Here is a 25,637-nt window from a genome sequence, read left to right as displayed (position 1 = left end):
ACAGGGATGCGTCATTAGGTTTGGTCGCTGGAAGGTATGCGCACGGTCATAACGCTCCGCGCATTCGAGCCAGGGTAGATGTTCGACGTAGGTCCCAGACAGGCGCTGCCAGGCCGCCGAGAGATTTTCCTCAATCCGCAGCAGGTTGATGGCCGGGCCTGTGCTGGAGGTACCGAACGTCTGCCCGGTGACCTTGCCGGCGAAGGCATGGTGCTGTAGGTAGAAAAATCGCGCGGCGCGCTGGATGTCGGTGAGGTTTTCGGGGCGGGTCATCTTCTGCCACTCGAACACCTGGCGTGAGCTCAGCGCCCATTTGAACTGGCGCACGAATTCTTCCAGGTGGTTCTGCACGACGCGGTACAGCGTGACCAGGTCGCCGTTGATGTCGTTGAGGACTTCAATAGGTCACTAAACAAGCTGAACCTTAACTGGCAGCCTCCCTACTGTCCGGTGCGTCCTGCATGCCACACACATATCGTGACCATTGATCCATTAACATTTGACGCTTCCCGAACAGATCTCCACGGCGATAAGCAGCCTCAACCGCATTCTCTACTGTATGTGCAAGCGCCTGTTCGCAGACCTCTCGAGGATAGTGGGTGACCTCACTCGCCCAATCCCTAAAAGTCGAGCGGAATCCATGCGTCGTGAGATCGTTGCGCTTCATTCGACGCAACACCATCAACATCGCCATATTGCTCAGCGGCCTCCCTTTTCGAGCACCAGGAAACAGATGATTGTTCCCTTCTACGCGAGGAAGACCAATCAGTAGATCCAATGCTGGTTTCGACAGCGGAACCCGGTGCTCTTTCCCTGCTTTCATTCGCGACGCTGGAATGGTCCATATTCCAGCAACGAGATCAATCTCTGCCCACGTAGATAAGAGTACTTCGCTGGTTCGGCAAGCAGTCAGGATAGTGAAGCACAGGGCCTTAGAACTCAGATCTTCTGCTTTCTCAAGAGTCGCCACGAACGTAGGGAGCTCAGTCCATGGGATTGCTGCGTGATGTTTTACAGCACGCACTTTTTGGCGAGGAGGCAAAAGCTTGTCCAAGTGTCCTCGCCATCGAGCGGGATTTTCGCCTGCGCGTAGGTCTCGAGCTCTTGCTGCGTCGAGGACAAGTTCGATACGGTTTCGCAAACGACTAGCGGTTTCGGGCTTTACTGTCCAAATCGGCTTGAGGATTTTCAGCACATGTTCAATGCCTATCTCCTGGGTGGGAAGATCGCCTATGACCTTGAACGCATAAGTAGTCAGTGTGTTCTTCCACTGTTGGGCGTGCTTGGCATTTTTCCAGCCCGCCTTATGGGCAGCGATGTAATCAAGAGCAACCTCCTTAAAGGTTATTGGTTTGGTCGGGGTTTCGCGCTCCGATAGAAACGTGGCTTCTTTTTCCAGCCTTTTCCTCTCCAACACCTCATCTCGACTCGCAATTGGATCGACTCCAGATCTACTCAGCCTTCTAGCATCAGATGCTTTTTCCCGAGCTGCCGCGAGACTTGTCTCTGGATGCTTTCCCAAGCCCATGTATCGGCTCTTTCCTGAGAGCTTATAGCGGAAAAGCCAACTTGCGCCGCCGGTAGGGCCAACTCTCAGATACAACCCATCTCCGTCATTGGTCATGCCAGGCAAGCCAGTTCTGACTATTTTCTCCACCGCCTTTGTCGTAAGTGATGCCATGCGTCACCTCATCTTTTTAAGGACGATGACCTAATCTAAATCAGCTCCAGCCCACACTCCAGCCCACACCTTGGACGATGGCTTTCGGTAATATCCATTGGAACACAAAAGACAAAAAATCAAATATCTACATGTTTAATAAGGACTTTTTAGTAAACAGCCAGACGGCAATAGAACTCAAAATACGTCAAAATAGCGGACATCGCCTCCGCCATCTTTATACGCTAAGGCCCTGATTATTCAGGGCTTTGTCGTTTCTGCATTTTGAAAAAAACCCTGCCAGCCCATACCTTGACCTTTGGCTTTCCGTAGTTAGACGTGGAACGCAAAGCACAATAAATTCATAACTGACTGTTTTTAAAAAAATTTTTCGCACCAAATAGAATACCCGGGCGAGATCTTGATGCAGGCCTTGGGTGCATCCTTTCGCCCGCGGAGCTCTTGGAACTGCACAAGCGCTTCCAACAAATGACGGCCGACTACAACGCCCTCCCCGCAAGTCAAAAGTATGAAGGCATTCGGCCGTTGAAAAAAGAAACCCAACTCGCGCTCTGGATCAGCCTGGGCACCCTGTGCCGAATTGGCGAGTTGCTGCAGGCCGAATGGAAAAATGTCGATCTGGACCAGCAGACCTGGTTCCTCCCCAGTGAAAACGTCAAAGGCAGCCGGGGCAAGAAACAGGACCACCATATCTTCCTCTCCCCTTTGCACTGCATTTCTTTCAGGAACTCAAGAGCCTGACGGGACATTCACAGTGGTGCTTCCCCAACAAGCAGGATGATGGGCATGTGGACGAGAAAGTGGTGAGCAAACAGGTCGGAGATCGGCAGGCCCGGTTCAAAAACCGCAAGGCCCCCTCAAGACGGCGTCACGACGACACGCTGGTGCTTGCCGACGGCCAAAAAGGCGACTGGACGCCGCATGACCTGCGCCGCACGGGCGCGACCATGATGCAGGCTTTAGGGGTCAGCCTGGACGTCATCGACCGCTGCCAAAACCATGTGCTGGCAGGCTCGCGGGTGAGGCGCCATTACCTGCATCACGACTATACCGCAGAGAAGAAGTGTGCCTGGAACCTTTTGGGCGATCGACTCAGTGCCGTGTTGTCCTCTACCTACGAGCACCCACCGACCGAATCGATGATGTCTTTTCCAGCGTACGCCCCCCCTGGATCCCAGCTGCCTTCAATCGGATAGGTCGGTTTTCCCGAAACTCCCAACTGAAAGCGGATGGAGGAATACTCAAGACCGTCAGACACCCCTAGGAAAAAAATGAGCCAGGTTGGTGTACAGAGATCGACTGACCCGTAATTTTCTCCAGAAACTGCTCCGGAAGAATGCGTTCAACCGCCGAAAGGAACGTCTCGATCAGTGACCTGAAATGATCAAGTTCGCCTTCCTGTATCTGCCGCCATAGGCTTGGACGATACCGAACCAGAATGGATAACGCATAGAGCAACACCAAAGATGTCGCTCGATACTCATTTATCGCTCCAAACAGCGGCAACATGAGCGCATGTCTTTTAAATGGACTGTGATGCAGCTGAAGTGCATCCCACCAAACATTCGATTCCGGATGATCAATTGCCACACGGAAATGGCTCGCTGACGACCTAGACGATACCTGGACAATTTCGCGAATTGGCCCTGGAAAAGCCGCGATATCATCCGCAGTCATTCGCCCAGACTCATCTATCAAAAGGGCGTAGGTTGTCGTTGCACGGTGGTGCAGACCGTTACTTTTTTGATCGTAAGCAGGAATAACCCAAGAAGGTTTGCCCTCAAATATGTCTTCAAAAAGATCCGCAACCTCAGGTATCCGAGAAAACAGCTGCTCCATAGTAAGCCAGCTTCCAACTGGCAGTGCTTTCAGCGCATCCAGACCGTCGGGTTTCCGCTTGGCAGCGACAAGTGAGTTTGCAGACATCGATTTAACCCAACTTGGGAAAAAACCCGAAACTAGCGCACCAATGGCCAGACTCTCAAATCGGTCATCTAAACCATCATGGGTATAAAGGCCATGTCCTTTTTTGGTTGTTGCCTCCAACTCTGCAAGGGTTTGAGGACCACTCGGCGAAGCGAGCATCTCGGCAAATGCAAAGGACATTGTGCCGTAATACAGATTGAGTACACGTTGACTGACATTTCTTCGATCAATGGCACTGAAATAATCGGTGGAATTGCGGAGCGCGAAGGCGACGCCCTCTCCCTTTGACACGATGGTCGAGATATCAAGACTTAGGCTTTCAAGTTGAGCGCGACGGTCGACCATTTTTCGAGCAAGAGTCGCACTTTTCAACTGAGCAAGGCGCGCCCAGACGGCTTCTATCGGAGTTTCTGAAAGCAACACTCGCCGCGGTGCTTGCAACTCTTCAAAGGTCCCCTCTTCGGCTTGCGTTGTCGTAGGAGCGAACTTTCCAGTGCTGCTTTCACGGTTCCATTCGATGAGAAGGGATTGAAAATCGTCAATCGGCTTCACGGGAATAGATACCCCCATAGCGAAGGACTCAACCATGTACGGCTGTCCGTTAAAAAAGATTACGGACACCTCTCCAGCCAGCTGTTTGTATACATTGTTGCTCGTCGCTGACGAGTAAAGCACTGCGGCCGAACGCTCCGTCCCACCTCTAGACGCCATTACGACAACATACTCTCCTACGGCAACCTCACGGACTATGGACGCGTCCCAGCCATGCCCGACTAGCTTATCAAGCATATTTCTTTTCACTGCGTCCCGCAGAATATCTAAGCGCGCCTTCCATCCGCTGTCTTGCATATGCCTTCTCCATGCTCTGTCTTTCTACTAAACACTATCGCAGCTTCAGTCATAGCATTGATCGGTCGAATCCACAGCCAATAGCGGCCATTCACGCTACGTTACTAAATTATGGTTTGCGTAAAAAGCGGGGGTGGTAGCCGGCGCTGCATTGCGTGCCGGCTAATTTCACCATCGCTATTTTAATTTTTTTAATGGAAACAATCGTCCCTCTGAAATGAAAACGACACTCGGTCGCCAGCCGTCAGCCCTGTCAGCGGATCTTCTGTCACGGAAAGGGCGATGGTCATCGGCGGTCATTGCTCATGCGTACGGGTCATTCTTCCCGACGTCGTTAAGTAGCGACGCAGAATGCCTGGGCAGGCCTATGGAGATTAAGGCTGCGAGCAGTACGAACGCGCTCGATATCCACAAGCACGCCCCCAGCCCATACACCTGATAAATCCAGCCGGAAAGCACCGTGCCGATCAACCGCCCCATGGCGTTCGACATGTAATAAAACCCCGTCCCGCACTGCCTTGCACAGTGCCGCGGATTGCTCCGTGCAGTATCCACTCCCGGTGAACGCCGCTGCACTCATGAATTGCCCCATCACCGCCAATGACACCCACGTACGATTGGCTCACTGCCTGACGCCCAGTCCCGCGTATTTACGCAAAATGAGGCTATCGACTTGCCGATATCGGCTTTTTCACCCCAGCCCCCCTCCCTACAGTATGTACGACTTCAACGGCGAGCAGCGCTCGCCCCGTTCAGGAACCGTGCATGCCCAGCCTGTCTTTGCGTATCGAAAGGATCGACCTGCTCACGCCTCACATTCGTCGCATGATCCTGGTCGATGACGCCGGCCACACCCTGCCCGGTTTCACCCCGGGTGCTCATATCGAAGTGCAGATACCAGGCAGCAAACCCAGGTGGCGTGCTTACTCGCTGGTCAGTCTGCCTGAACACCCTCACTACGAGATCGCGGTGCAACTGGAAGACCAGAGCAGCGGTGGTTCGCGCTGGATGCACGAGGTGCAAGTCGGTCAGCAACTGGTGGTCCGCGCGCCCAACAACCATTTTCCATTGGTGGCTAATGCCAATGACTACCTGCTGATCGCGGGAGGAATAGGCATCACCCCAATGCTTGGCATGGCCCGCTCGCTCGCGGCCAGTCAGCAGCCGTTCACTTTGCACTATGCCGGTCGCGACGCAGGCCGCATGGCGTATCTGGAAGAGGTCCAGGCGCTCGGCACCGCCCGATGCTGGATCAGCGGCGGCGACCCGGCGCGGCGCCTGCCCCTGAACAGCCTGCTGGATTCGCCCATCAATGGACGCCAGCTTTATGTGTGCGGCCCCAAGTCATTGATCAGCAACGTGCTGCAAACGGCTCGCGCACTGGGCTGGGACGACAGCCAACTGCACAGCGAGTTGTTCATCGGCAGCCTCGACGCCGAGACCGAAGCCGGTTTTGAAGTGGAACTGCGCGCCAGTGGCGTAACGCTTCAGGTGCCCGCGGGCAAAAGCGTACTGGACGCAATGATAGAAGCCGATCTGGACCCGATGTTCGATTGCCGTCGGGGTGACTGTGGGGTGTGCGTGGCCCAAGTGCTCGAAGGCGCCGCTGACCACCGCGATATTTGTCTGTCGGAGCGCGAACGGGCTGACGGCAGCTTCTGTACCTGTGTATCCCGCGCCTCCAGCGCTCGCCTGGTGCTCGATTTGTAAGTGCGTTGTCGTACCACGCACCTCTTTATGGCTGGTTAAAAGGAGACATCATGATTCCCTCGAACGAACAGATCGCGGCCTTGATCCGCGACGACAGCGTGCACAAAAGCGTTTACACCGACCCTCAACTGTTTGATCTGGAAATGCAGCGAATCTATGGTCAGGCATGGATCTACGTCGGCCATGAAAGCCAGGTCAAAAACGTCGGTGACTACCACACCACACGCATCGGCGATCAGGACGTGATTCTGGTTCGCGGTGCCGATAAAAACGTCAATGTGCTCTACAACCGTTGCCCGCACAAAGGCGCCAAGCTGGTGGCCGAAGGCGACGGCAATGTCGGCAAGTTCTTCCGCTGCCCTTACCACGCCTGGACCTTCAAACTTGACGGCCAGCACCTTTCGGCACCGTTGAAGAACGGCTTCGAAGGCACCTGTTTCAACCCCCGGCACCCGGACTTTTCAATGGTGAGCCTGGCGCGGGTCGACAGCTATCGAGGCTTCGTGTTCGCCAGCCAGATCGATCATGGTCCAGACCTGAAAAGCTTTCTCGGCGGCGTGATCACCTCCATCGACAATCTCTGCGATCGCTCGCCGGTGGGTGAAGTCGAAGTGGCCGGCGGTATTTTTCGAGTCATGCAGCGCTCCAACTGGAAAGTCTTCTACGAAAATCTCCACGACACCATGCACGCTCGCGTCACGCATGAATCCTCGGTGGACGCGGCCCGCAGCGAAGCCGAATCCTTGGGAGAAATGCCTTTCGAACTGCTGATCATGGACGGCAACGGCGAGCCCTACGATTTCTGGGAAAAGCTCGAACTGCGTGCCTACAACAATGGACATGGTTACATGGAAGCGATCTTCGATCCGGCAGCCGCCGAGCGCGACGATGTGTCCAAGGCCCACTTCGAATGCCTGAGCGATGCCTATGGCGAAGAACGCGCCCGAGACATCATGGGAATGAATCGTCACAACACTGTGATCTACGGCAGCGGCTCGCCCCACACCGTGTTCATGCAGTTCCGGGTGATCCGGCCGATGGCCGTCGACCGTACCCTGGTGGAAATCCAGACGTTCCGCTGCAAAGGCGCTCCGGATGCCGTATTTGATCGGGCGCTGACGTACGCCAACGTCATCAACTCGCCCTCCTCCAACGTCATGCCCGACGACGTCGAAGTCTATGCCCGCTGCCAGGAGGGCAACATGACCCGCGGTGGTGAATGGATCAGCATGCATCGTTATGTCGGCACCGACCGGTTGCTGCCCGATGGCGCGGTCTCGACCAATGGCACCAGCGAGCTGCCGATGCGCAACCAGTTCGCCGCCTGGAAGCACTACATGACCGCCACCCTGATCGCCAAGGAGAGCACCCATGCTGCTTGATCGCACTTTCGACGTCTCGACTCACGCCCTGATCCCGGCCCAGGTACCCAGCGAATCCTTGCGCGAGATCGAGCAGTTTCTCTATCGCGAAGCACGCCTGCTGGATGAGCGCCGCTTCTGGGAGTGGGACCAACTGTTTACCGATGCGGGCATGTACTGGGTGCCGCACCTGCATGGGCAGGTCGACCCTTTCGAACACATTTCGCTGTTCTGGGAAAACCGCATGTTGCGCGAAGTGCGCATCCGCCGGGTAGAGAACGTGCGTAACTGGTCGCAACAACCACCGACCCGCACGGCTCACCTGGTGGGCAATGTGATGGTCGAAGGACTCGACAGCCAAGGGCTGCTGGTGGTGAGCGCGACGTTCCAGGTCAGCGAATGGCGTCTTGAACAACGTCAGTTGGCCGGGCGCTACACCTACAAGCTTGCCAGTCAGGACAGCGGCGGCTGGAAAATTCAGCTCAAGCGGGTTGACCTGATCAACTGCAACGATGTGTTCGCCAACCTTGAGGTCTTTGTCTGATGGGGCGCCCGACCGTATTGGCCCTGCATTATCAGAATGACGTGTTGCATCCTGACGGCCGTATCCGGGTCGGGCTCGCAGCCGATGATCCGGCACGTGACGCCGTGCTGGACGCCGCCATCAGGCTGCAGCAAGGCGCCCGCGCACGGGGCTGGCCGATCATTCATGTGCGCGTGGCGTATCGCCCGGACTATGCCGACCTGGTACAGAACGCGCCGATCCTGCGCGCCGTCGCGGCCAGCGGTGCCGCCCAGGAAGGCACTTGGGGCGCGCAGTTCCATGACGCGTTGCAACCGCTGGAAGGCCCGGACGAATTCGTCATCACTCATACCCGCATCAACGCGTTTTACGGCACACCGCTGGACACCCTGTTGCGCCAGCTCGAAACACGACAGTTGCTGATCGCCGGCGTCGCCACCCACTCGGTGGTGGAAAGCACGGTACGGCATGCCGTCGATTGCGGCTTCGAGGTGACGGTGCTGGCCGACGCCTGCGCCGCCGCCCGCCCCGCGACTCATCTGGCGGCGCTGGACAGCATGCGGTTGATCGCCACCGTCACGGATGTCGCAAGCTCCCTGGAGTCAATGCCATGAAGTCCATTCCCACTGCCAACCTGCAAGGTCAGGTGGCGATCGTCACAGGCAGCACCCAGGGCCTGGGGACTGACATTGCTCGTCAACTGCTAAACGCCGGCGCCTGCGTCATGCTGGTCGGCCGCAACCGCGACATGGGGGCGGCACTGGCCAGCGAGTTGGGTGAACGCTGTCGCTTTGTCGCCTGCAATGTCGAGCTGGACGAGGATATCGATGACTGTATCGACACCACGCTGGCCGCCTTCGGCCGTCTCGACATTCTGGTCAACAACGCCTGTGTCTACGACGACCAGGGGCTACAGTCAGACCGCGCGCAATGGTTGAACACCCTCAACATCAACCTGGTGTCGGCGGCCATTTTCGTACAGAAAGCCACGCCGCACATGAGTGAAGGCGGCACCGTGATCAACATCGGCAGCACCGGCGGCAAGTTTGGCGCAGCCGGGCGAGCCCTGTACCCGGCGTCCAAGGCCGGTTTGCTGCAGCTGACCCGAAACTTTGCGGTGAGCCTGGCACCGGCTTCGATCCGGGTCATCAGCGTCTCGCCGGCCTGGACCTGGTCGCCGTCGGTGGCGAACCTGAGCGGCGGCGACCTTGCCATGGCCGACCGCGTGGGGGCCACCTTTCACCCGCTTGGGCGCGTCGGGCGCGGCGAGGAGATCGGCCATGTGGTCGCCTTCCTGTGCAGCCATGGGGCGTCCTGGATTACCGGGGTAGACATTCCGGTGGACGGCGGTTTTTCGATCCTCGGCCCCGATCAGGGGCTCTCGCCTCGGGTGTGGTTCGAGCGCTTGCGTGACCCGGTCTGAATCGCTTCGCCTATTGAGCACCGCCAACAAAACCTGATGAAGAGTCGATAACGAGGTAATACCATGGGCAAGATAATCACCGTAAAAGCCAGCGACGGCAGCGGCAGTTTCGCCGGTTACCTGGCGCTGCCCGCCAGCGGCAAAGGTCCCGGCGTAGTAATAGGCCAGGAAATCTTCGGCATCAACGCCAACATGCGCGAAGTGGCCGATTTTTACGCCGAGGAAGGGTATGTCGCCTTGGTGCCGGACCTGTTCTGGCGCCTGGAACCGGGCGTAGACCTGGGGTACACCGAGGCCGACTTCGCCCGTGCCATCGAGCTGTTCCAGCGCATGGACGTGGACAAGGCTGTCGATGACATCGACGCCAGTTTCAAGGCACTCAGCGATTTGCCCGAAGTCGAGGACGTCGGTTTCGGCTATGTGGGTTTCTGCATGGGCGGCAAGCTGGCCTACCTGACGGCGACGAGAACCGACGCCGCCTGCTCGGTGGGCTATTACGGCATGGGCATTGAACAGTTGCTCGACGAAGCCGACAACATCAAAGGCCGCCTGGTGCTGCACTTCGCCGAACAGGATGGCTACTGCGATGCCAATGCCCGAACGCTGATCAGTCAGCGCCTGGGCGGCCGCAACAACGTCGAGATTTACACCTACCCCGACGTCGACCATGCCTTCGCCCGCAACGGTGGCATGCACTACAACAAGCCGGCCGCGTTGATGGCCCATCAACGCAGCATCGCCGCACTCAAACAGGCCATCGGCCCTAACTACAACCTGTCCGAACTGTGGGAAAAGCACATCGAATTCGAGTTTGCCGTCCGCGATGTCCCGGCGACCATGGCGACCATGGTTGCCGAACCTTACGTCAACCACATTCCGACCATGACCGGTGGCGTGGGCTACCGCGAACTGAGCCGCTTCTACCAGAACCATTTCGTCCACGCCAATCCGCCGGACATGAAGCTGGTGCCCATCTCGCGCACTGTCGGGGCCTCACAGATCGTCGACGAGTTCGTGATGTGTTTCACCCACACCAGTGAAATCGACTGGATGCTGCCCAACGTCGCGCCGACCGGTCAATACGTCGAAATACCGATGCTCGGTGTCATCAAGTTCCGGGGCGACAAGCTGTGTCACGAACATATTTACTGGGACCAGGCCAGCGTTCTGGTGCAGATCGGCCTGCTCGACCCCACCGGGTTGCCCGTGGCCGGTATCGAAACGGCGAAGAAACTGCTCGACGAACAACGGCCGTCCAATACGCTGATGGGCAAATGGGCGGACAGCGCCGAACAGTAATCGAACACTGCACCCTGTAGGAACGAGCCTGCTCCTACAGGGTGCAGCGTTTGATTATCTGATGGCAGCCGTCTGATGCGGCAGTTCGCCAAAGCGTTCACGGTAATAACGGGCAAAACGCCCGAGATGACCAAAGCCATGTTCCAGGGCGACTTCGGTAATGCTCACGTCGCAACGACCGAGCAAACGATCGCGCACCGCTTCAAGCCGCAGGTTGCGCAACCGCTCCATGGGTGTTTGTCCGTAACAGCGCTGGCACAGGGTGTTGAGGCTGCGCTCGCTCATGCCCGCCGCAGCGGCCAGTTCTCCCAGGGAAAGTGCATCCCCCAGGCGACTGCGCATCAAGTCTTCGATCTTGTGCAACTGTCGCAATGCCTGACGCTGTGCTGGCGTCTCAACGACCGCTATCGGTGACCCGTCGACTTTCGGTGGGTGGGTCAGCAGGAACAGCGGCAGGCTTTCTTCCAGATGTCGCAACCAGTGAGCATGCACCGGCTCACCCTCGCTGGCCCCCAGCTGCTCAAGCAAATCATCAACCAGGCGCAACCAGCCACGCGCCTGACCGGTGTCGAGCCGGTAGGCAGGTGGCAAGCTGAAATCGGCGGCCAGCCCTCCTTCGTCCACCAGCCGTTCCTGCATCAGCCTCAACAAGGAGCGCGGCACCTTGAGCAGCAATTGTTCGCAGCCACGGTGCCAGACCAGTCGGGCCTGGCGGTTGGGCGCGAGCACCGCCACTTGCCCCTCCTCCAACTCCAGCGCCAGCCCGTCGCACTCGATGCTGGCCCGCCCGCGCAATGGCATCTGCATCAATACGAAATCGGTAAAAGGCCGTGGCCGCACCTCAACCTCGGCACCGTAACGCAGGACAAACAATTGGCAACGTCCCACTTCAGCGCGGAAAAACGCCGTGTCGACATTGCCAGTGCGCCAGCTCAAGTCGTGTTCGACCAACTCACGCGCGAGCAGCCGATGACTTTCCTGCCGCGAGCGGCTGGTGAAGACCGGCGTCTGGCACAGCCTCGACAGATCAAGCCCCGCACTAGCGCCAGGCATAGGGTGAACCGATAGCGCAGCCATGGCTCAAAGCGACCGGTTTCGGCGAGCTTCGTTACGTTGCAGGGTGATACTCGGTGTTTCATCGAACAGCTTGCGATACTCGCTGGAGAAGCGGCCCAGGTGGGTAAAACCCCACCCCATGGCAATCACCGAGATATTGCGCGCCGAATTGTCCTCGAGGATTTCCTGGCGCACGGCACCCAGCCGGTGCTTCTTCAGATACGCCATCGGCGACATGCCAAAGTATTTCTTGAAACCTTCGAACAGCTTGAACCGCGACACACCGGAAATCGCCTCAATGTCTTCCAGGTGCAGTGCTTCGCGGGCATTTTCGTGGATGTACTGCTTGGCTCGAATCAGGTAGTGCGGCAGTTTGACGCCGAGCACATTGCGCAACTCATCGGAGTAGTTGTTCGGCTGGGCGAGGATCAAGCCCTTGATCAGCGAGCTCTCGATGTCGCGAGTGAAAAACGTCTGGTCATACAACTCGCGGCTGCGCTCCAGCTCGCCAATAAAGTAGCGAGCCATGCGCCACCACGACGCGGAGGAACCGTTGACGGCGTCCATCACCGGCTCGAAACGCAAGGGGGTTTCCAATGGCCGCTGCAGCATGTCTTCAAGGGACTTGCGCATGGCCGCACGGGTAATGACGACCTGGATCTTGCGGCAATCGCCGTTGATCGACAGCTCCTGGTTTTCGTGGGGCGACACGATGACTGCGCTGTCGCGATCGGACGTCACCTGACAGCCCTGCTTGCTTAAGTGTTGTTCGCCGACGAGGGGCAGACTGAGGCTGTAGCTGTTCAGGTGTTCGGCGTCTTCGATGCCGACCGTGACGTCGGTGCCGTACCCGATCACACCCAGTGTCGTGGACATGGATTTGAGCACATTGCCACTGTGATGGAACTGAATGCGGTTGGGGTAGCTGGTCTTGAGCAGATGCGGCCCACAGATTCCGGCCATCCACTGCCGGGCACCATTGAGGTCATAACGCTCGATACGAATGTCACGAACATGTACATCAGGACTTGTACTCATCACGGGGCACCCACGGCTGTTTTATGAACGCGCTCTGACGGCACGCCTCTGATAGAAAGAGCAATCTTCATGCCGCGTGCCTCCCTCCGGGGGCCGGCCGAAATATGCGGATAACATTCACCGATTAATCGGATAGGGACAGCGCATCGCCAGAGCCGTCCATCCCCGTGAACGTCTTTCTCACGCCGTAAACACAGGTATGGCGCTGTAAAATAGAGCAGACACCCACCGGTCGGCACAATAGGCATGCATTGAACACCAGGCGTGATTGGGTATTACCTGCCCAGATGAGCAGGCAGGTGTTACCCCCTGGAATTGTTGAAGCGCAGGAGACCGAAATCTCGTTCGGATGGTGCGGGTCGCTTACCAGAATTTCCAGGTGTAGGTGGTGATAAGACGGTTTTCGTCGAAGTCATTACCATGGCGGAATTTGACGTTGATGTTGCGCAGTTCGACGCCAAGGTTCTTCAGCGGACCTTCCTGAACCACATAGGACAGATAGATATTGCGCTCCGACTCGCTGTTGTCGCTGAGGGCGCCGCGATCGATGTCGGTGCCGCGCATGTAACGCGTCATCAGTTTCAAGCCAGGCATACCCACGCCAGCAAAATCGAAGTCATAACGCGCCTGCCAGGATTTTTCGTTGGGTTTGACGAAGGCGATGGCGGACCAGTTCACGAGGTAGGGCTGCGGCGCGTAGCCGTTAAGGGTCGGGAACGTGCTGTCGCCGAGCATCCGTTGATAACCCAGGCCAAAGGAGTGGGCACCTTTGCGCAGGGTAGTCATGGCGCCATAGGAGCGGTTATCAATGCGCCCGTACAGGGCGTCGCCATCTTCCTTGTTGTTGAAATAGCGCAAATCGGTTTTCAGAGCGTAGCCGCCACCCAGGTCTGCCAGGTAGGTGGCACCCAGGTAATGCTGACGGTAGATGTCTTCCAATTGCCCGTAGAAATAGGTCCCGGTCAGCGCCGGCGTGAACGCGTAACTGGCGCCGCCAAAGTTCAAACCGTCGCTGCGGCGCTGCACGTCAGGCCCGTTGAACAAGTACATTTTTTCGCTATTGGAGGATTCGCGACCGCTGATTTCGGTAAAGCGCCCGCCAGTCAGCGTCAGCTTATCCACCTCTTTGGACTCGATCAGGGTGCCGTGATACGTGGTGACCAGTTGCCGCGAATCGTCGGTGTAGGCCACCGGCAGCGTTGGCCGATGCTCACCGTATTTCAACTCGGTCTTGGAGTAACGCACCTTCGCGGTGTAGCCGCCACGGCCGTAATCGGTCGCTTGTTCTTGCTTGCTGACGCTATAGGGAATGATGCTGTCAGGCCCCCTGCCACCACCGCCGTCGAGCCGGTAGGCGTACTGCATCGAAGCATCCAGGCCAAACTGCAGCGGCCCCTCTGTGTAGCCCGAGATGAAGCGCAGGTCGAAGCCTTGGGTCCAGCTGCCAACGCGGGAGTTCTTCGGGTTTTCGCCCTTGAAATCGCGATCGATGTAAAAGTTGCGCAAGCCCAGCCCCAGGTGGCTGTCTTCAACGAAGTCTGCCTGGGCCATCATCGGTGTAATCATTCCGGCCAGGCTTGCCGTCTGCACGCAACGGGTAAACCAACTCGCTTGAAACATAACTTATCCCCTCTTATTCAATGTGCGAACACATCAAGTAGCGGCGTGACCAAAGCGATCACTCCAATAGTTGGCAGTTGTTTCTTTGTTAAAATATTCAGCATGAGTCGTTATGGTTGATGTCGCTCCGGCGAGACAGCCGATACGCATCGAGAAGGATTAGGCAGCATTGGCGCCAGAGTCTCTATCCTGTTAATTCGAGACTCATATCCGTTTACTTCGAATTATCAATTCCCCCTCGTTCGCCTTGCCGCTTCCAGCCAGCTATATCTAGGCCAATGCAGATTGGCCAACTTTATGGACTGTGTTTGCCGACAAAGCGGATAGACCCAGGTGCGGGCAACTTATTTAATGCGGACACAAACAACTTATTGAATGCACGAATTAGCCCGATGCAAAGAGGTATCGATTAATGAGCAGTGCAAAAAGCGTCGAACAGTGGAAAAGCTTTATTGAGGGCTGCCTGGACTTCCGGCCAGCGGAAGGTATCTTCCGAATTGCCCGGGATATGTTTACCGAGCCGGATTTGTTTGATCTGGAAATGGAACTGATCTTCGAGAAAAACTGGATCTACGCCTGCCACGAAAGCGAAATCGCCAACAAGCATGATTTCATGACCCTGCGCGCCGGGCGTCAGCCAATGATCATCACCCGCGATGGCGAAGGCCAACTCAACGCGCTGATCAACGCCTGCCAGCACCGGGGCACGACCCTGACCCGCGTCGGCAAGGGCAACCAGTCGACCTTCACCTGCCCGTTCCACGCATGGTGCTACAAAAGCGATGGTCGCCTGGTCAAGGTCAAGGCCCCCGGTGAATACCCGGAAGGTTTCGACAAAGCCACCCGCGGCCTGAAAAAAGCCCGCATCGAAAGCTACAAAGGGTTTGTGTTTGTCAGCCTCAATGTCGAGGGCACTGACTCGCTGCAAGATTTCCTCGGTGACGCCAAGGTGTTCTTCGACATGATGGTTGCCCAGTCGCCCACCGGTGAACTGGAAGTGCTGCCGGGCAAGTCCGCCTACACCTACGACGGCAACTGGAAACTGCAGAATGAAAACGGTCTGGACGGTTATCACGTCAGCACCGTGCACTACAACTACGTGGCCACCGTGCAGCATCGCCAGCAGATCAATACCGAGAAAGGCCTGGTCGGGGCCGATACCCTGGACTACAGCAAGCTCGGCGCTGGCGACAAGGAAACGGACGACGGCTGGTTTGCCTTCCACAACGGCCACAGCGTGCTGTTCAGCGACATGCCCAACCCGGCGGTACGTCCCGGATACAGCACGATCATGCCGCGCCTGCTCGAAGAGTACGGTCAGGGCAAAGCCGAATGGATGATGCACCGGCTGCGCAACCTGAACATCTACCCGAGCATGTTCTTCCTCGACCAGATCAGCTCGCAGCTGCGCATTATTCGTCCGATCGCCTGGAACAAGACCGAGATCAACAGCTTCTGCTTGGGCGTGGTCGGCGAGTCGGATGCCGATCGGGAAAACCGCATTCGTCAGTTCGAAGACTTCTTCAACGTGTCCGGCATGGGCACCCCCGACGACCTGGTGGAATTCCGCGAAGCCCAGCGCGGTTTCCAGGCACGCCTGGAGCGCTGGAGCGACATTTCCCGCGGCGTGGGCAAGTGGGTCGAGGGGGCGACGCCCAATAGCGAAACCATTGGCATCTCACCGGCGCTGACCGGCACCGAGTTCACCCATGAAGGCCTCTACGTCAATCAACATGGCAACTGGCAGCGCTTCATGCTCGAAGGTTTGGCGCGCAAAGCCGCCGAAGAGCAACCGTTGAAACTGCGTGAGGTGTGAACATGAATTCGCAACTGCAATACCGCGTCGAACAATTCTTCTACCGCAACGCTGAAGCCTGCGACGGCCAGGACTGGGATACGTACCTGTCGATGTTCAGCGACGACAGTGAGTTCCACCTGCCGCAATGGGACTCGGAACATGTCTACACCACCGACCCGAAAAAAGGCATGTCGCTGATTTACTACCCCAATCGTGGCGGCCTCGAAGACCGGGTGTTCCGTATTCGCACCGGCAAGGCGGCATCGACCATCCCGATGCCGCGCACCCTGCACCTGATCAGCAATGTGCGGATTGCGCCACTGGACAACGATGAGCTGGAGGTGCGGGTCAACTGGCACACCCTCTACTACCGCCTGCAAACCGCCGAGCAGTTCTTCGGTCGCGCCACCTACCGCCTGCGGCCTGATGGCGAGAGCTGGAAAATCAGCCGCAAGCACGTGGTGCTACTCAACGACACGATCAATTCGGTGCTCGATTTTTATCACCTCTGACTGGCGGAAATCTGGATCATGAGTCACAAGGTCGCGTTCAGTTTTGCCGATGGCAAAACCTTGTTCTTCCCGGTACAGAACAATGAAATCCTGCTCGATGCGGCGCTGCGCAACGGCATCAATATCCCGCTCGATTGCCGGGAAGGTGTGTGCGGGACATGTCAGGGGCGCTGCGAGTCGGGCCAGTACAGTCAAGACTATGTCGACGATGAAGCGTTGTCGGCCGACGACCTGCGCCAGCGCAAAATGCTGACCTGCCAGACACGCGTCCAATCCGATGCTGCGTTCTACTTCGACTTCGTCTCCAGCCTGTGCAATGCGCCAGGCCCGGAGCGGCTCAAGGGCATCGTGCGGGCCGTCGAGCAGGTATCGCCGAACACCGCGATCCTGCATCTGGACGCCGGTGCCGATGGCCAGCAACTGGACTTTTTGCCCGGCCAGTACGCGCGACTGCAAGTGCCTGGCACAGACGGCCAGCGCTCCTACTCATTCGCCAACCGCCCCAATGGCAGCAACCAGTTGCAGTTTCTGATCCGGCTGCTGCCCGACGGGCTGATGAGCAATTACATCCGCGAGCGCAGCCTGATCGGCGACGAGATCATGCTCGAAGCCCCCCTCGGCGCCTTTTACCTGCGCCACGTCGACAAGCCGTTAGTGTTTGTCGCCGGCGGCACCGGGCTTTCGGCGTTCCTGGGCATGCTCGATCAACTCGCGGAGCGTGGTGGGTGCAGGCATCCGGTGCATCTGTACTACGGCGTGCGCAATGCCGCCGACCTTTGCGAAACCGCGCGCATCGCGGCCTACGCAGAGCGGATTCCCGGTTTTCGCTTCACCCCGGTCATCAGCGATCCGACCCCGGACTGGAGCGGCAGACGCGGTTACATCACCGAACATTTCGACCTTGCCGAGTTTCGTGATCAGGACCTGGACATGTACCTCTGCGGCCCGCCACCGATGGTCGAGTCGATCAAGCAATGGCTGGCCGTCCAGGCCCTGGATCAGACCCGCCTGTACTACGAGAAATTCACCGAAAGCAACACCTGACACTGGAACCCACAGCCAAAACAAATTTCCAGGCACCCGGACATTTTTTACTGCCCTCAACTAACAACTATGTCACGCGCGATGCGGACTTCATTAAAGGCGGCACTATGAAAAAACTACTCGTGGGTACACTGCTGGCGGCCAGCTGCGTGACCAGTCTGCTGGCACAGGCGCAGGACCCGGTGCGTATCGGTTTTATCACCACCCTCTCGACCCCCGCCGGTTACCTGGGCGAAGACTCCCGCGATGGATTCCAGCTGGCCATCGATCAGGAAAACGGCAAGCTCGGCGGTGTGCCAGTGAGCCTGCTGGTCGAGGACGACGGGCTGCAACCGGCGCGCGCCAAACAAATCATCGACCGCATGAGCCTGGACGGCATTTCGCTGTACACCGGCGTGATTTTTTCCAATGTGCTGGCGGCAGTGGTCAACACGGCAACCAAGGACGGTTTCTACATCAGCAACAACACCGGCCCTTCGAGCCTGGCCGGCAAGCAGTGCAAGCCCAACTACTTCGTGGCCTCGTACCAGAACGACACGATCCATGAAATGGCCGGTGTCGCGGCCAATGAGCTGGGCTACAAAAAGATGGTCATCCTGGCCCCCAACTACCAGGGCGGACGCGATGCGCTGGAAGGCTTCAAGCGCACGTACAAAGGTGAGGTCACCGAGATCTACACCAAGCTCAACCAGCTGGATTTCTCGGTCGAACTGGCTCGGGTGCGTTCGCTGGCGCCGGATGCGATTTTCGAGTTCCACCCCGGCGGTGCCGGCATCAACTTCGCCAAACAATACGGCAGCTCGGGCCTGAGCAAAACCATCCCGATGGTAGTGCCCGTGTTCTCCATGGACGAACGCATGCTCGCCGCCACCGGCGATGTGGCCAAAGGCATGAACATCGTGACCTTGTGGAACCCTGGATCTGAAAACCCGGTCAACCAGGCGTTCGTCAAAGCGTTCAGCGAAAAATACAACCGCGTACCAACGGTGTATGCCGCTCAGACCTATGACACGGCGCGACTGATCGGCGCTGCACTGAAGAGCGTGGGCGGCAACACCAAAGACCCCGCGGCTTTTCGCCAGGCGCTGCGCGACGTCAAGTTCGACTCGATCCGCGGCGATTTCGCCTTCGGCAAAAACCAGCATGCGGTCATCGATTGGTACTTGCTGCGCGTAGAAGCCGACGCCAACGGCAAGCTGGTCCAGGTGCCGGTGCAGACCATCGCCAAGTCGCAAGTGGACAGCTTCGCCGCCGAATGCGCCCTGTGATCCGACCTTTCGGTCTCGTGCCCGGCGGCTTCGGCTGCCGGCACTTTTCGTAGGATTCCCCAGCATGCTGTTACTTGAACAAATTCTGAATGGCTTGCAATACAGCGCCTTGCTGTTTTTGCTCGCCTCCGGCCTGACGCTGATCTTCGGCATCATGGGCGTCATCAATCTGGCCCATGGCGCCTTCTACATGGTCGGGGCGTTCTGCGCCGCCTACACCGCTTCGCTCAGCGGCTCGTTCTGGCTCGCCGGGCTGGCGGCGGTGATTGGCTCTGCACTGTACGGGCTGCTGATTGAAACCAGCATCATGCGCCGTCTCTACACCCGCGATCACCTCGACCAGGTGCTGGCCACCCTGGCCGTGGTGTTTTTTACCAACGAATTGATCACCGTGCTGTTCGGCCGCAGCCCGCCGGCCATGCCGACACCCGAGTGGTACGGCACCTTCGTCGAAGTCCTGCCGGGGTTGATGTACCCGGTCAGCCGCCTGCTGTTCATCGCAGCCGGAGCATTGGTGGCGATTGCCATGTGGCTGCTGATCAACCATACCCGCCTGGGGATGCTGATACGTGCCGGGGCCGACGATCACGAGATGGTCGGTGCATTGGGCGTGAACATCGCCCGCCTCTACACCCTCGTGTTCGTCTTCGGCTGTGTGCTCTGCGGACTCGCCGGTTTCATGGCCGCCCCGCTGCTGTCGGTGGAAATCGGCATGGGCGAAAAGGTCCTGATCACCACGTTTGTCGTAATCGTCGTCGGCGGTGTCGGCTCAGTGCGCGGCGCGCTCACCGGAGCCTTGCTGATCGGCATGGTCGACGGCCTCGGGCGAGCGTACATCCCGCAATTGCTCGACCAACTGTTGCCCGCCGAAGTCAGCGGCACCTTGAGTGGCGGGTTGATTTCCGCCAGTGCCTACATCGTCATGGCCGTCGTCCTGCTGGTCCGTCCACGCGGCCTGTTGCCCGCCCGCGCCTGAGGAAAACTACATGTCTCGTCGAGTCCTTATCGATCTGCTCTGCCTGGCGACATTCGCCCTCCTGCCGCTGCTTGCGTCGTGGTTGCACGAACCCTTTCTGGTCAGCCTGTTCACGCGTCTGGCGATCTACGGCATGGCCGCCGCCAGCCTGGACCTGTTGATCGGCTATGGTGCGATGATCAGTTTTGGTCATGCAGCGTTCTTTGGCCTGGGTGGCTACGTAGTCGGCGTCATCGGCTTTCACACCTCCCAGGCCATGCCGTTGTGGGGCTGGGAAGGCTCAAGCAGTGCGCTGATCGTCTGGCCGCTGTCGCTGCTGGTCTGCGCGCTGTTTGCACTGGTGGTCGGCTATCTGTCACTGCGCACCAGCGGCGTGCAGTTCATCATGATTACCCTGGCGTTCGGCCAGATGCTGTATTTCGTCCTCAGTTCGCTGTCGCTGTATGGCGGCGACGACGGCATCCTGCTCAACGAACGCAATACGCTGCCGGGCCTTGATCTGGAAAATCCGGTGCAGTTTTACTACCTGTGCCTGGGGTTATTGGTGGCGTGGCTGCTGTTCTGCCGGCGGCTGGTCAATTCGCGCTTCGGCTATGTACTGCGGGGCCTGAAGCAAAGCGAACGGCGCAGCATCAGCCTGGGCTTGCACCCGTTGCGCTATCGTCTGAGCGCCTTCGTCATCGCTGGGATTGGCGGCGGCCTGGCCGGTATCTTGTGGGCCAATTACGCAATGTTCGTCAGCCCGGACATGGGCGCTTGGCACAAGTCTGGTGAATTGATGGCGATGGTCATTCTTGGCGGCGTCGGCACCCTGCTCGGGCCGGTACTCGGCGCTGCGGTGTACCTGGGACTGGAGCAGGTGTTGAGCCTGTGGACCGAGCACTGGCTGCTGATCTTCGGCCCGCTGCTGCTGGTGGTGGTGCTGTTCGGCAAAAAAGGTTTGTACGGCCTGCTACTCAGCCCGTGGCCCCGCTGGCGCAAGCCCCCGGTGCCAAACGCTCCACCCGCCATTGCCAACAGCGAGGTGCGCTCATGATCCCGCAACTGTCGATCCAGGATCTGGAAAAAACCTTTGGCGCGGTCAAGGCCACCAACGGCGCAAGCTTCAATATTGCCCCGGGGGAACTGCACGCCATCATCGGCCCCAACGGCGCCGGCAAGTCGACACTGATTTCGCAGATCGCCGGGGAGATCCGCCCGGACAAGGGGCGGATCTTCCTCAACGGCCAGGACATTACCGACGTGCCCGCCCATCAACGCCCTCGCCTCGGCCTGGCGCGCGCTTTCCAGGTCAGTCAGCTGTATCCGGAGTTCACCCTGCTGGAAAACGTCGCCATCGCGATCGCTGCCCGGGAAGGCCAGACCTTCGGCATGTGGAAACCCCTGGGTAGTGACAGTCGCCTGCTGGGCCCAGCGGCGGACTATCTGCATCGTGTCGGCCTCGCGGCACGGGGCCAGGCACTGGTCAGCGAGTTGTCCCACGGTGAACGACGGCAACTGGAAATTGCCCTGGCCCTGGCTCAGGAAGCCTCAGTGCTGTTGCTCGACGAACCGATGGCAGGCATGGGAGCCGAGGAATCGGCACGCATGACGCAATTGTTGCTCGAACTCAAGGGCCGCTACGCGATCCTGTTGGTGGAACACGACATGGACGCCGTGTTCGCCCTGGCGGACCGCATTACCGTATTGGTCTACGGCCAGACCATCCTGACCGGCAGCGTCGAGCAGATTCGCAACGACCCGCAAGTCCGTGCCGCCTACCTGGGAGAAGAACATGCTTGAAGTCAGTGGATTGCAGGCCGGCTATGGCCTGAGCCAAGTGCTGTTCGACATGCACTTGAAGATCGAACAGGGCCAGGTCGTGTCGCTGATCGGGCGCAATGGCATGGGCAAGACCACCACGGTCAAGTCGATCATGGGTCTGCTCAAACCCACCGCTGGCAGCGTCTTGATTCACGGTCGGGAAATGCGCGGCGCCCCACCCTACCGCATCGCCCAGGCCGGCCTAGGACTGGTGCCCGAAGGCCGGCGCGGTTTTGGCAGCCTGAGCGTGCGGGAAAACCTGCTGGCCACCGCGACCCGGGGCAAGTGGGACCTGGCGCGGATCTACCAGTTGTTTCCACGGTTGCAGGAACGCCAGGATCAGTTGTCGAAAACCCTCTCCGGTGGCGAACAGCAGATGATGGTGGTCGCCCGCGCCCTGCTGACCAACCCGCAGTTGTTGATTCTCGACGAGGCGACCGAAGGCCTGGCGCCGATCATTCGCGAAACCATCTGGAGTTGCCTGGCGAGCTTGAAAGCCGAAGGCGAGACGATTTTGGTCATCGACAAGAACCTCAAGGAAATGGCGCGGGTGGTCGACTGCCATCACATCATCGAAAAGGGCCGACAGGTTTGGCACGGTACGCCGGTGCAGTTGGCCGAAACACCGGAACTGTCCCAACGTTACTTGGGCGTATGAATCACAGGGTTGGAAGTTCCCCCTTTTGGGGGAACGCGTTGGATCGCGGATGGAGCAGCAGTCTCATTGCAGTGGCGAAAAGCTCGCCGGCAGGTAGATCGTCGAGTGCATGTCGCGCAGTTGCGGGCCTGAATTTTCCGGCGGCCAGACGCCGTCCTGTACGGCACGGGTGCGCACGTCCAGGCGCTGTTCGAGTGAGGCGTAAGGCCAGATGTGCAGGTAACGCGGCAGTTGGCCGTCGGTGGCGTAGAAAGCGGCATACACCGGGGAGTATTGCGCGCCGGTTCGCGGCCCTACGGCTTTTTCCCAGCCCTTGAGCGTAGGTGCCAGGCCTGATGGCACAAGGTCGTATACGCGAAGCTCGTAGAACGGCCCGTGGAGCCCGGCAGGCAGCGGCTGGATAAAGGGAAACAATGTGTAGTTTTCCATGCGCATGTTCGTCAGATACACCTCGATGCCAAACGCGTCGGCATTCGACAGATAACGTTCGCGCTCAGCTTGGCGTGATGCCTCGTCGGCAAAACCACGCAACACCGCGATCTGATTCTGCGGGCCGATTTCCGACGCCCAGCAGCCGATGAGTTTCACTGCGGCGTCATCGACGGCCAGGCGCGTCTCCAGACACGCCATGGCAGTGGCGACAGTGCGCACCCGCACGGTGAACGTGATCAATTCGTACAGCTTCATGACAACCTCGATTCAGGACCAGACAAATGCGCGGATGACCTGCATCCACCACGAAAAAAACCGACGCAGCAATAACGGCGCGCCGGTTGTGCTACCAGGTCGTGAAGCTGTCGCGATCACACGTCAGCTCCGCGGTCAGGACGTTGCCACGCCACCGTTGAACACCGGCGACAACCCCATCAACTCAAGCTTGCGGGTGAACTCACCCAGCCTCTGCAGTTTGTAGGCCTCCAGGTCAACGTCCTGGTAATCATAAAAACCCTGACCTTCACGCAGCCCGTTCCGCCCTTGCGCCATGTTCTTGGCAATGACATTGGGTGGCAGGAAACGCGGATCGATGGCTTCAGCCAGGTAATGGGAGGCATAGAACAGAATGTCGCCGCCCCCCCAGTCGATAAACTCAAGCATCCCCAGCACGGAGAAACGCAGACCGAAACCGACGCGAATCGCGGTGTCGATGTCCTCGGCGCTGGCCACCCCCTCCTCGACCATTCGCGCCGCTTCATTCATCGCCAGTGCCTGGATCCTCGGCACAATGTAACCGGCTGCCGGGGAGCATTGCACGGGCACTTTGCCGATGCGCTTGAGCAATGCCATCAGGCGTTGCACCACCTGCGGGCAGGTGTCTTCGCTGCGGCTGACTTCGACCAGCGGCATCAGGAACGCCGGGTTCAGCCAATGGGCATTGACGAAGCGTTGCGGGTGCGTGACCAGTGCCGCCAACTGCGTCACCAGAAAGGTCGACGTCGTTGATGCAATCGCTGTTTCATCGCCACACGCGACACTCAGCCAAGCGAACGTCAGGGCCTTGAGCTCAAGCACTTCAGGCACTGCTTCGAACACGACAGCAGCACTGTGCAAATCGTCGCCACTGCCCTCGCGATCGCTCAAGCGTAAATGGCTCATCGCCTGTTCGACTTGCGCCGGATCGAGTGATCCCAGACGTGCAAGCGTTGCCAGTTCGCCGCGCAAGTGGCCCTCGATGTGGCGGAAGTAGCGGTCCTGCTCCACGGGCTCGCGTTGCTTGATATCGATCAGGGTCACCGGCAGTCCGGCGAACATGAACGCCAAGGCAATGCCCTCGCCCATGCGCCCCGCGCCGACGATACAGATGCGTTGCGGATCAGCGCTCATGCCAGCAATCCCTGGTTCAGGCACTGCGCCATTTCGCTGCGACTCAGTTGATCCAGCCCGAGGTTTTCCAGGGTTCGACCCTCGGCGTACAGGTCTATGCCACTGACCACCGTGGCCAGGCTCAATAGGCCCTGGGCGACCGGCGTCGGCACGCCGGCCCAGCGCGCGACCGACACCAGAAACGACAAGCCCAGTCGTGTGTCTTCAAGCATGTAGCGGTGCTTTTGCAAGTCGATATCTTCACGCCAATCGCCGCTGTCGGTCAGTTTGCCGTGAGCGCCGCGACCGTACATCCACTCATCGCCGTCGGTGGCGTAATGATCAGCCAGCGGGAAATGCGGTGCGCCATAGCCCAGTACTTCACGAACGGCGATACGCTCGGCGTCGAGGGCATTGGTCACGCGACGAATTGAAGGCACAGTGCCCTCGTTGTGAATGTCCCAGGTCTCGAAATGCTCAAGTGGGCCAGCGTTCATCAGGATCAACGGCGGATGAATGATCGGCCCGGCGTTCATCAGCGCTCCGCTGAGTGCATCCTCGATCGGTTCGATGCTGGGGTAAGCCTCGCGCAATACGGCGAACGCCGACTCGCTCAAACGACTCGGAAAAACCCCGGTTGGCAGACGGGTCGCGTAGCCGCTGATCACCACCTGGTTATCGCCATGCTTGCGCGCCAAATAGGGCAAGGTGCCGGTCTCCGCAAACGCCACCTCACTGTGATTCCCCACCTTCGCCATTGCCTGGGCGAACACCATGCTGCCGAACGTCCCCGGCGGCAGGAACACCACTTGCCCGTCGCGCAAAAAGGGAGCCAGTTCGTTGGCAAGGGCTTGATGGGAGGTCGACGGCAAGGCAATGACCAACAACTGAGCATCGGCCACGGCCTGTGCCAGATCGGCCGTCAAGGTCAAGGCATCCCCGACCTGCCCCAGACTCAAGCGTCGTTCGCCACGAAAGTCGCGCACGAGCAGATGGCCGAGGCCTTGCAGTTTTTCCAGCGCGGCACTGTCTCGGCGCCACAACCGCACCGAATGGCCTTTCTCCGCCAACTCTATCGCTGCCGCGTAGCAACCGTGACCACCGCCGATAACACTGATATTCATGAAAGCACTCCTGTAGAAGAGCCTCGATCCTAGCAACGGCCCCGGCGAGCCACTGCCCGAAACGCGCAAGCGTCATTCCGATTCTGCAACGCAATAAACTGGTCGAGTGCGACCACAATCAGTGTGGGAGCGGGCTTGCTCGCGAAGGGGCCGGTACATTCAACATTG

22 protein-coding genes and 3 pseudogenes are annotated in these 25,637 nt (G+C 58.6%); 15 read left to right on the top strand and 10 right to left on the bottom strand.

Annotated elements, in window-relative coordinates:
* Nucleotides 1–30: 30 nt before the first annotated feature.
* Nucleotides 31–405, bottom strand: a pseudogene (locus AB7M26_RS17730) (DNA adenine methylase); the annotation flags it as partial.
* Nucleotides 406–424: 19 nt separating this feature from the next.
* Nucleotides 425–1,681, bottom strand: coding sequence for a tyrosine-type recombinase/integrase (locus tag AB7M26_RS17725; protein ID WP_429385402.1), 1,257 nt, complete (start codon nucleotides 1,679–1,681; stop codon nucleotides 425–427).
* Between the two features lie 414 nt (nucleotides 1,682–2,095).
* Between AB7M26_RS17725 and AB7M26_RS17720 the strand changes: the two are divergent.
* Nucleotides 2,096–2,877 (top strand): annotated as a pseudogene (locus AB7M26_RS17720) (site-specific integrase); the annotation flags it as partial.
* A gap of 64 nt (nucleotides 2,878–2,941) precedes the next feature.
* On the opposite strand, the gene AB7M26_RS17715 reads toward AB7M26_RS17720, so the two are convergent.
* Both AB7M26_RS17715 and AB7M26_RS17710 read right to left on the bottom strand, forming a co-directional pair.
* On the bottom strand, nucleotides 2,942–4,456 hold the full coding sequence (locus tag AB7M26_RS17715; protein WP_429385400.1) for a YaaC family protein: 1,515 nt from the start codon (nucleotides 4,454–4,456) through the stop codon (nucleotides 2,942–2,944).
* A gap of 303 nt (nucleotides 4,457–4,759) precedes the next feature.
* Nucleotides 4,760–4,960: pseudogene (locus tag AB7M26_RS17710) on the bottom strand (hypothetical protein); the annotation flags it as partial.
* A gap of 261 nt (nucleotides 4,961–5,221) precedes the next feature.
* On the opposite strand from AB7M26_RS17710, the gene AB7M26_RS17705 reads away from it, so the two are divergent.
* From AB7M26_RS17705 to AB7M26_RS17680, 6 genes are all read left to right on the top strand, one after another.
* Nucleotides 5,222–6,166, top strand: a complete 945-nt coding sequence (locus AB7M26_RS17705; protein ID WP_429385399.1) for a PDR/VanB family oxidoreductase — start codon at nucleotides 5,222–5,224, stop codon at nucleotides 6,164–6,166.
* Nucleotides 6,167–6,216: 50 nt separating this feature from the next.
* Nucleotides 6,217–7,548 carry an aromatic ring-hydroxylating dioxygenase subunit alpha gene (locus tag AB7M26_RS17700; protein ID WP_145318300.1) on the top strand — a complete coding sequence of 444 codons (1,332 nt, stop codon included), beginning with the start codon at nucleotides 6,217–6,219 and terminating at the stop codon, nucleotides 7,546–7,548.
* Nucleotides 7,538–8,071 carry an aromatic-ring-hydroxylating dioxygenase subunit beta gene (locus AB7M26_RS17695; RefSeq protein WP_429385396.1) on the top strand — a complete coding sequence of 178 codons (534 nt, stop codon included), beginning with the start codon at nucleotides 7,538–7,540 and terminating at the stop codon, nucleotides 8,069–8,071. The genes AB7M26_RS17700 and AB7M26_RS17695 overlap by 11 nt, the downstream gene beginning before the upstream one ends.
* Entirely contained in the window at nucleotides 8,071–8,664 is a 594-nt protein-coding gene (locus tag AB7M26_RS17690; protein WP_429385394.1) for a cysteine hydrolase family protein, read from the top strand. The genes AB7M26_RS17695 and AB7M26_RS17690 overlap by 1 nt, the downstream gene beginning before the upstream one ends.
* Nucleotides 8,661–9,473 carry an SDR family oxidoreductase gene (locus AB7M26_RS17685; RefSeq protein ID WP_429385392.1) on the top strand — a complete coding sequence of 271 codons (813 nt, stop codon included), beginning with the start codon at nucleotides 8,661–8,663 and terminating at the stop codon, nucleotides 9,471–9,473. The genes AB7M26_RS17690 and AB7M26_RS17685 overlap by 4 nt, the downstream gene beginning before the upstream one ends.
* 63 nt (nucleotides 9,474–9,536) lie before the next feature.
* Complete coding sequence (locus tag AB7M26_RS17680; protein WP_429385390.1) at nucleotides 9,537–10,772, top strand: dienelactone hydrolase family protein; 1,236 nt, start codon at nucleotides 9,537–9,539, stop codon at nucleotides 10,770–10,772.
* Nucleotides 10,773–10,826: 54 nt separating this feature from the next.
* Here the strand turns inward: AB7M26_RS17680 and AB7M26_RS17675 are convergent, their stop codons facing one another.
* The 3 genes from AB7M26_RS17675 to AB7M26_RS17665 form a co-directional block, all read right to left on the bottom strand.
* The gene (locus tag AB7M26_RS17675; protein WP_429385388.1) at nucleotides 10,827–11,825 is read right to left on the bottom strand and encodes an AraC family transcriptional regulator; all 999 of its coding nucleotides are present in this window, start codon (nucleotides 11,823–11,825) and stop codon (nucleotides 10,827–10,829) included.
* 27 nt (nucleotides 11,826–11,852) lie between these two features.
* Entirely contained in the window at nucleotides 11,853–12,866 is a 1,014-nt protein-coding gene (locus AB7M26_RS17670; protein ID WP_429385386.1) for an AraC family transcriptional regulator, read from the bottom strand.
* Between the two features lie 363 nt (nucleotides 12,867–13,229).
* The gene (locus tag AB7M26_RS17665; protein WP_084317842.1) at nucleotides 13,230–14,486 is read right to left on the bottom strand and encodes an OprD family porin; all 1,257 of its coding nucleotides are present in this window, start codon (nucleotides 14,484–14,486) and stop codon (nucleotides 13,230–13,232) included.
* 412 nt (nucleotides 14,487–14,898) lie between these two features.
* Between AB7M26_RS17665 and antA the strand changes: the two genes are divergently transcribed.
* The 8 genes from antA (at nucleotide 14,899) to AB7M26_RS17625 (ending at nucleotide 22,545) form a co-directional block, all read left to right on the top strand.
* On the top strand, nucleotides 14,899–16,302 hold the full coding sequence (gene antA, locus AB7M26_RS17660; protein WP_429385384.1) for an anthranilate 1,2-dioxygenase large subunit: 1,404 nt from the start codon (nucleotides 14,899–14,901) through the stop codon (nucleotides 16,300–16,302).
* A gap of 2 nt (nucleotides 16,303–16,304) precedes the next feature.
* Nucleotides 16,305–16,796, top strand: a complete 492-nt coding sequence (gene antB / locus AB7M26_RS17655) for an anthranilate 1,2-dioxygenase small subunit (protein WP_145318320.1) — start codon at nucleotides 16,305–16,307, stop codon at nucleotides 16,794–16,796.
* Between the two features lie 18 nt (nucleotides 16,797–16,814).
* Nucleotides 16,815–17,840, top strand: a complete 1,026-nt coding sequence (gene antC, locus AB7M26_RS17650) for an anthranilate 1,2-dioxygenase electron transfer component AntC (protein WP_429385382.1) — start codon at nucleotides 16,815–16,817, stop codon at nucleotides 17,838–17,840.
* Between the two features lie 107 nt (nucleotides 17,841–17,947).
* Nucleotides 17,948–19,108: an ABC transporter substrate-binding protein gene (locus tag AB7M26_RS17645; protein ID WP_429385380.1), complete on the top strand. Its 1,161-nt coding sequence runs from the start codon at nucleotides 17,948–17,950 to the stop codon at nucleotides 19,106–19,108.
* Nucleotides 19,109–19,172: 64 nt separating this feature from the next.
* Nucleotides 19,173–20,084, top strand: coding sequence for a branched-chain amino acid ABC transporter permease (locus AB7M26_RS17640; RefSeq protein ID WP_429385378.1), 912 nt, complete (start codon nucleotides 19,173–19,175; stop codon nucleotides 20,082–20,084).
* Nucleotides 20,085–20,094: 10 nt separating this feature from the next.
* On the top strand, nucleotides 20,095–21,120 hold the full coding sequence (locus AB7M26_RS17635; RefSeq protein WP_429385376.1) for a branched-chain amino acid ABC transporter permease: 1,026 nt from the start codon (nucleotides 20,095–20,097) through the stop codon (nucleotides 21,118–21,120).
* Nucleotides 21,117–21,866 carry an ABC transporter ATP-binding protein gene (locus AB7M26_RS17630; protein ID WP_084317849.1) on the top strand — a complete coding sequence of 250 codons (750 nt, stop codon included), beginning with the start codon at nucleotides 21,117–21,119 and terminating at the stop codon, nucleotides 21,864–21,866. Before AB7M26_RS17635 ends, AB7M26_RS17630 begins: the two co-directional genes overlap by 4 nt.
* Nucleotides 21,859–22,545, top strand: coding sequence for an ABC transporter ATP-binding protein (locus AB7M26_RS17625; protein ID WP_429385373.1), 687 nt, complete (start codon nucleotides 21,859–21,861; stop codon nucleotides 22,543–22,545). Before AB7M26_RS17630 ends, AB7M26_RS17625 begins: the two co-directional genes overlap by 8 nt.
* A 63-nt stretch (nucleotides 22,546–22,608) precedes the next feature.
* Here the strand turns inward: AB7M26_RS17625 and AB7M26_RS17620 are convergent, their stop codons facing one another.
* The 3 genes from AB7M26_RS17620 to AB7M26_RS17610 all read right to left on the bottom strand — a co-directional run bounded on the left by AB7M26_RS17620 (nucleotide 22,609) and on the right by AB7M26_RS17610 (nucleotide 25,469).
* Nucleotides 22,609–23,232: an NIPSNAP family protein gene (locus AB7M26_RS17620; RefSeq protein WP_429385371.1), complete on the bottom strand. Its 624-nt coding sequence runs from the start codon at nucleotides 23,230–23,232 to the stop codon at nucleotides 22,609–22,611.
* A gap of 135 nt (nucleotides 23,233–23,367) precedes the next feature.
* Nucleotides 23,368–24,366, bottom strand: a complete 999-nt coding sequence (locus tag AB7M26_RS17615) for a 3-hydroxybutyryl-CoA dehydrogenase (protein WP_429385369.1) — start codon at nucleotides 24,364–24,366, stop codon at nucleotides 23,368–23,370.
* Nucleotides 24,363–25,469, bottom strand: coding sequence for an NAD/NADP octopine/nopaline dehydrogenase family protein (locus tag AB7M26_RS17610; protein ID WP_429385367.1), 1,107 nt, complete (start codon nucleotides 25,467–25,469; stop codon nucleotides 24,363–24,365). The genes AB7M26_RS17615 and AB7M26_RS17610 overlap by 4 nt, the downstream gene beginning before the upstream one ends.
* Nucleotides 25,470–25,637 lie beyond the last annotated feature (168 nt).

The sequence above is a fragment of the Pseudomonas sp. F-14 TE3482 genome, assembly GCF_053629455.1.
The sequence above is the reverse complement of the archived record's forward strand: the minus strand, read 5'-3'. Positions and strand labels throughout refer to the sequence as shown.

What these genes read in the sequence shown, in the direction of transcription:
- AB7M26_RS17725 (WP_429385402.1), bottom strand. Translation starts at nt 1,681, where the DNA reads ATGGCATCACTTACGACAAAGGCGGTGGAGAAAATAGTCAGAACTGGC.
- AB7M26_RS17715 (WP_429385400.1), bottom strand. Translation starts at nt 4,456, where the DNA reads ATGCAAGACAGCGGATGGAAGGCGCGCTTAGATATTCTGCGGGACGCA.
- AB7M26_RS17705 (WP_429385399.1), top strand. Translation starts at nt 5,222, where the DNA reads ATGCCCAGCCTGTCTTTGCGTATCGAAAGGATCGACCTGCTCACGCCT.
- AB7M26_RS17700 (WP_145318300.1), top strand. Translation starts at nt 6,217, where the DNA reads ATGATTCCCTCGAACGAACAGATCGCGGCCTTGATCCGCGACGACAGC.
- AB7M26_RS17695 (WP_429385396.1), top strand. Translation starts at nt 7,538, where the DNA reads ATGCTGCTTGATCGCACTTTCGACGTCTCGACTCACGCCCTGATCCCG.
- AB7M26_RS17690 (WP_429385394.1), top strand. Translation starts at nt 8,071, where the DNA reads ATGGGGCGCCCGACCGTATTGGCCCTGCATTATCAGAATGACGTGTTG.
- AB7M26_RS17685 (WP_429385392.1), top strand. Translation starts at nt 8,661, where the DNA reads ATGAAGTCCATTCCCACTGCCAACCTGCAAGGTCAGGTGGCGATCGTC.
- AB7M26_RS17680 (WP_429385390.1), top strand. Translation starts at nt 9,537, where the DNA reads ATGGGCAAGATAATCACCGTAAAAGCCAGCGACGGCAGCGGCAGTTTC.
- AB7M26_RS17675 (WP_429385388.1), bottom strand. Translation starts at nt 11,825, where the DNA reads ATGCCTGGCGCTAGTGCGGGGCTTGATCTGTCGAGGCTGTGCCAGACG.
- AB7M26_RS17670 (WP_429385386.1), bottom strand. Translation starts at nt 12,866, where the DNA reads ATGAGTACAAGTCCTGATGTACATGTTCGTGACATTCGTATCGAGCGT.
- AB7M26_RS17665 (WP_084317842.1), bottom strand. Translation starts at nt 14,486, where the DNA reads ATGTTTCAAGCGAGTTGGTTTACCCGTTGCGTGCAGACGGCAAGCCTG.
- antA (WP_429385384.1), top strand. Translation starts at nt 14,899, where the DNA reads ATGAGCAGTGCAAAAAGCGTCGAACAGTGGAAAAGCTTTATTGAGGGC.
- antB (WP_145318320.1), top strand. Translation starts at nt 16,305, where the DNA reads ATGAATTCGCAACTGCAATACCGCGTCGAACAATTCTTCTACCGCAAC.
- antC (WP_429385382.1), top strand. Translation starts at nt 16,815, where the DNA reads ATGAGTCACAAGGTCGCGTTCAGTTTTGCCGATGGCAAAACCTTGTTC.
- AB7M26_RS17645 (WP_429385380.1), top strand. Translation starts at nt 17,948, where the DNA reads ATGAAAAAACTACTCGTGGGTACACTGCTGGCGGCCAGCTGCGTGACC.
- AB7M26_RS17640 (WP_429385378.1), top strand. Translation starts at nt 19,173, where the DNA reads ATGCTGTTACTTGAACAAATTCTGAATGGCTTGCAATACAGCGCCTTG.
- AB7M26_RS17635 (WP_429385376.1), top strand. Translation starts at nt 20,095, where the DNA reads ATGTCTCGTCGAGTCCTTATCGATCTGCTCTGCCTGGCGACATTCGCC.
- AB7M26_RS17630 (WP_084317849.1), top strand. Translation starts at nt 21,117, where the DNA reads ATGATCCCGCAACTGTCGATCCAGGATCTGGAAAAAACCTTTGGCGCG.
- AB7M26_RS17625 (WP_429385373.1), top strand. Translation starts at nt 21,859, where the DNA reads ATGCTTGAAGTCAGTGGATTGCAGGCCGGCTATGGCCTGAGCCAAGTG.
- AB7M26_RS17620 (WP_429385371.1), bottom strand. Translation starts at nt 23,232, where the DNA reads ATGAAGCTGTACGAATTGATCACGTTCACCGTGCGGGTGCGCACTGTC.
- AB7M26_RS17615 (WP_429385369.1), bottom strand. Translation starts at nt 24,366, where the DNA reads ATGAGCGCTGATCCGCAACGCATCTGTATCGTCGGCGCGGGGCGCATG.
- AB7M26_RS17610 (WP_429385367.1), bottom strand. Translation starts at nt 25,469, where the DNA reads ATGAATATCAGTGTTATCGGCGGTGGTCACGGTTGCTACGCGGCAGCG.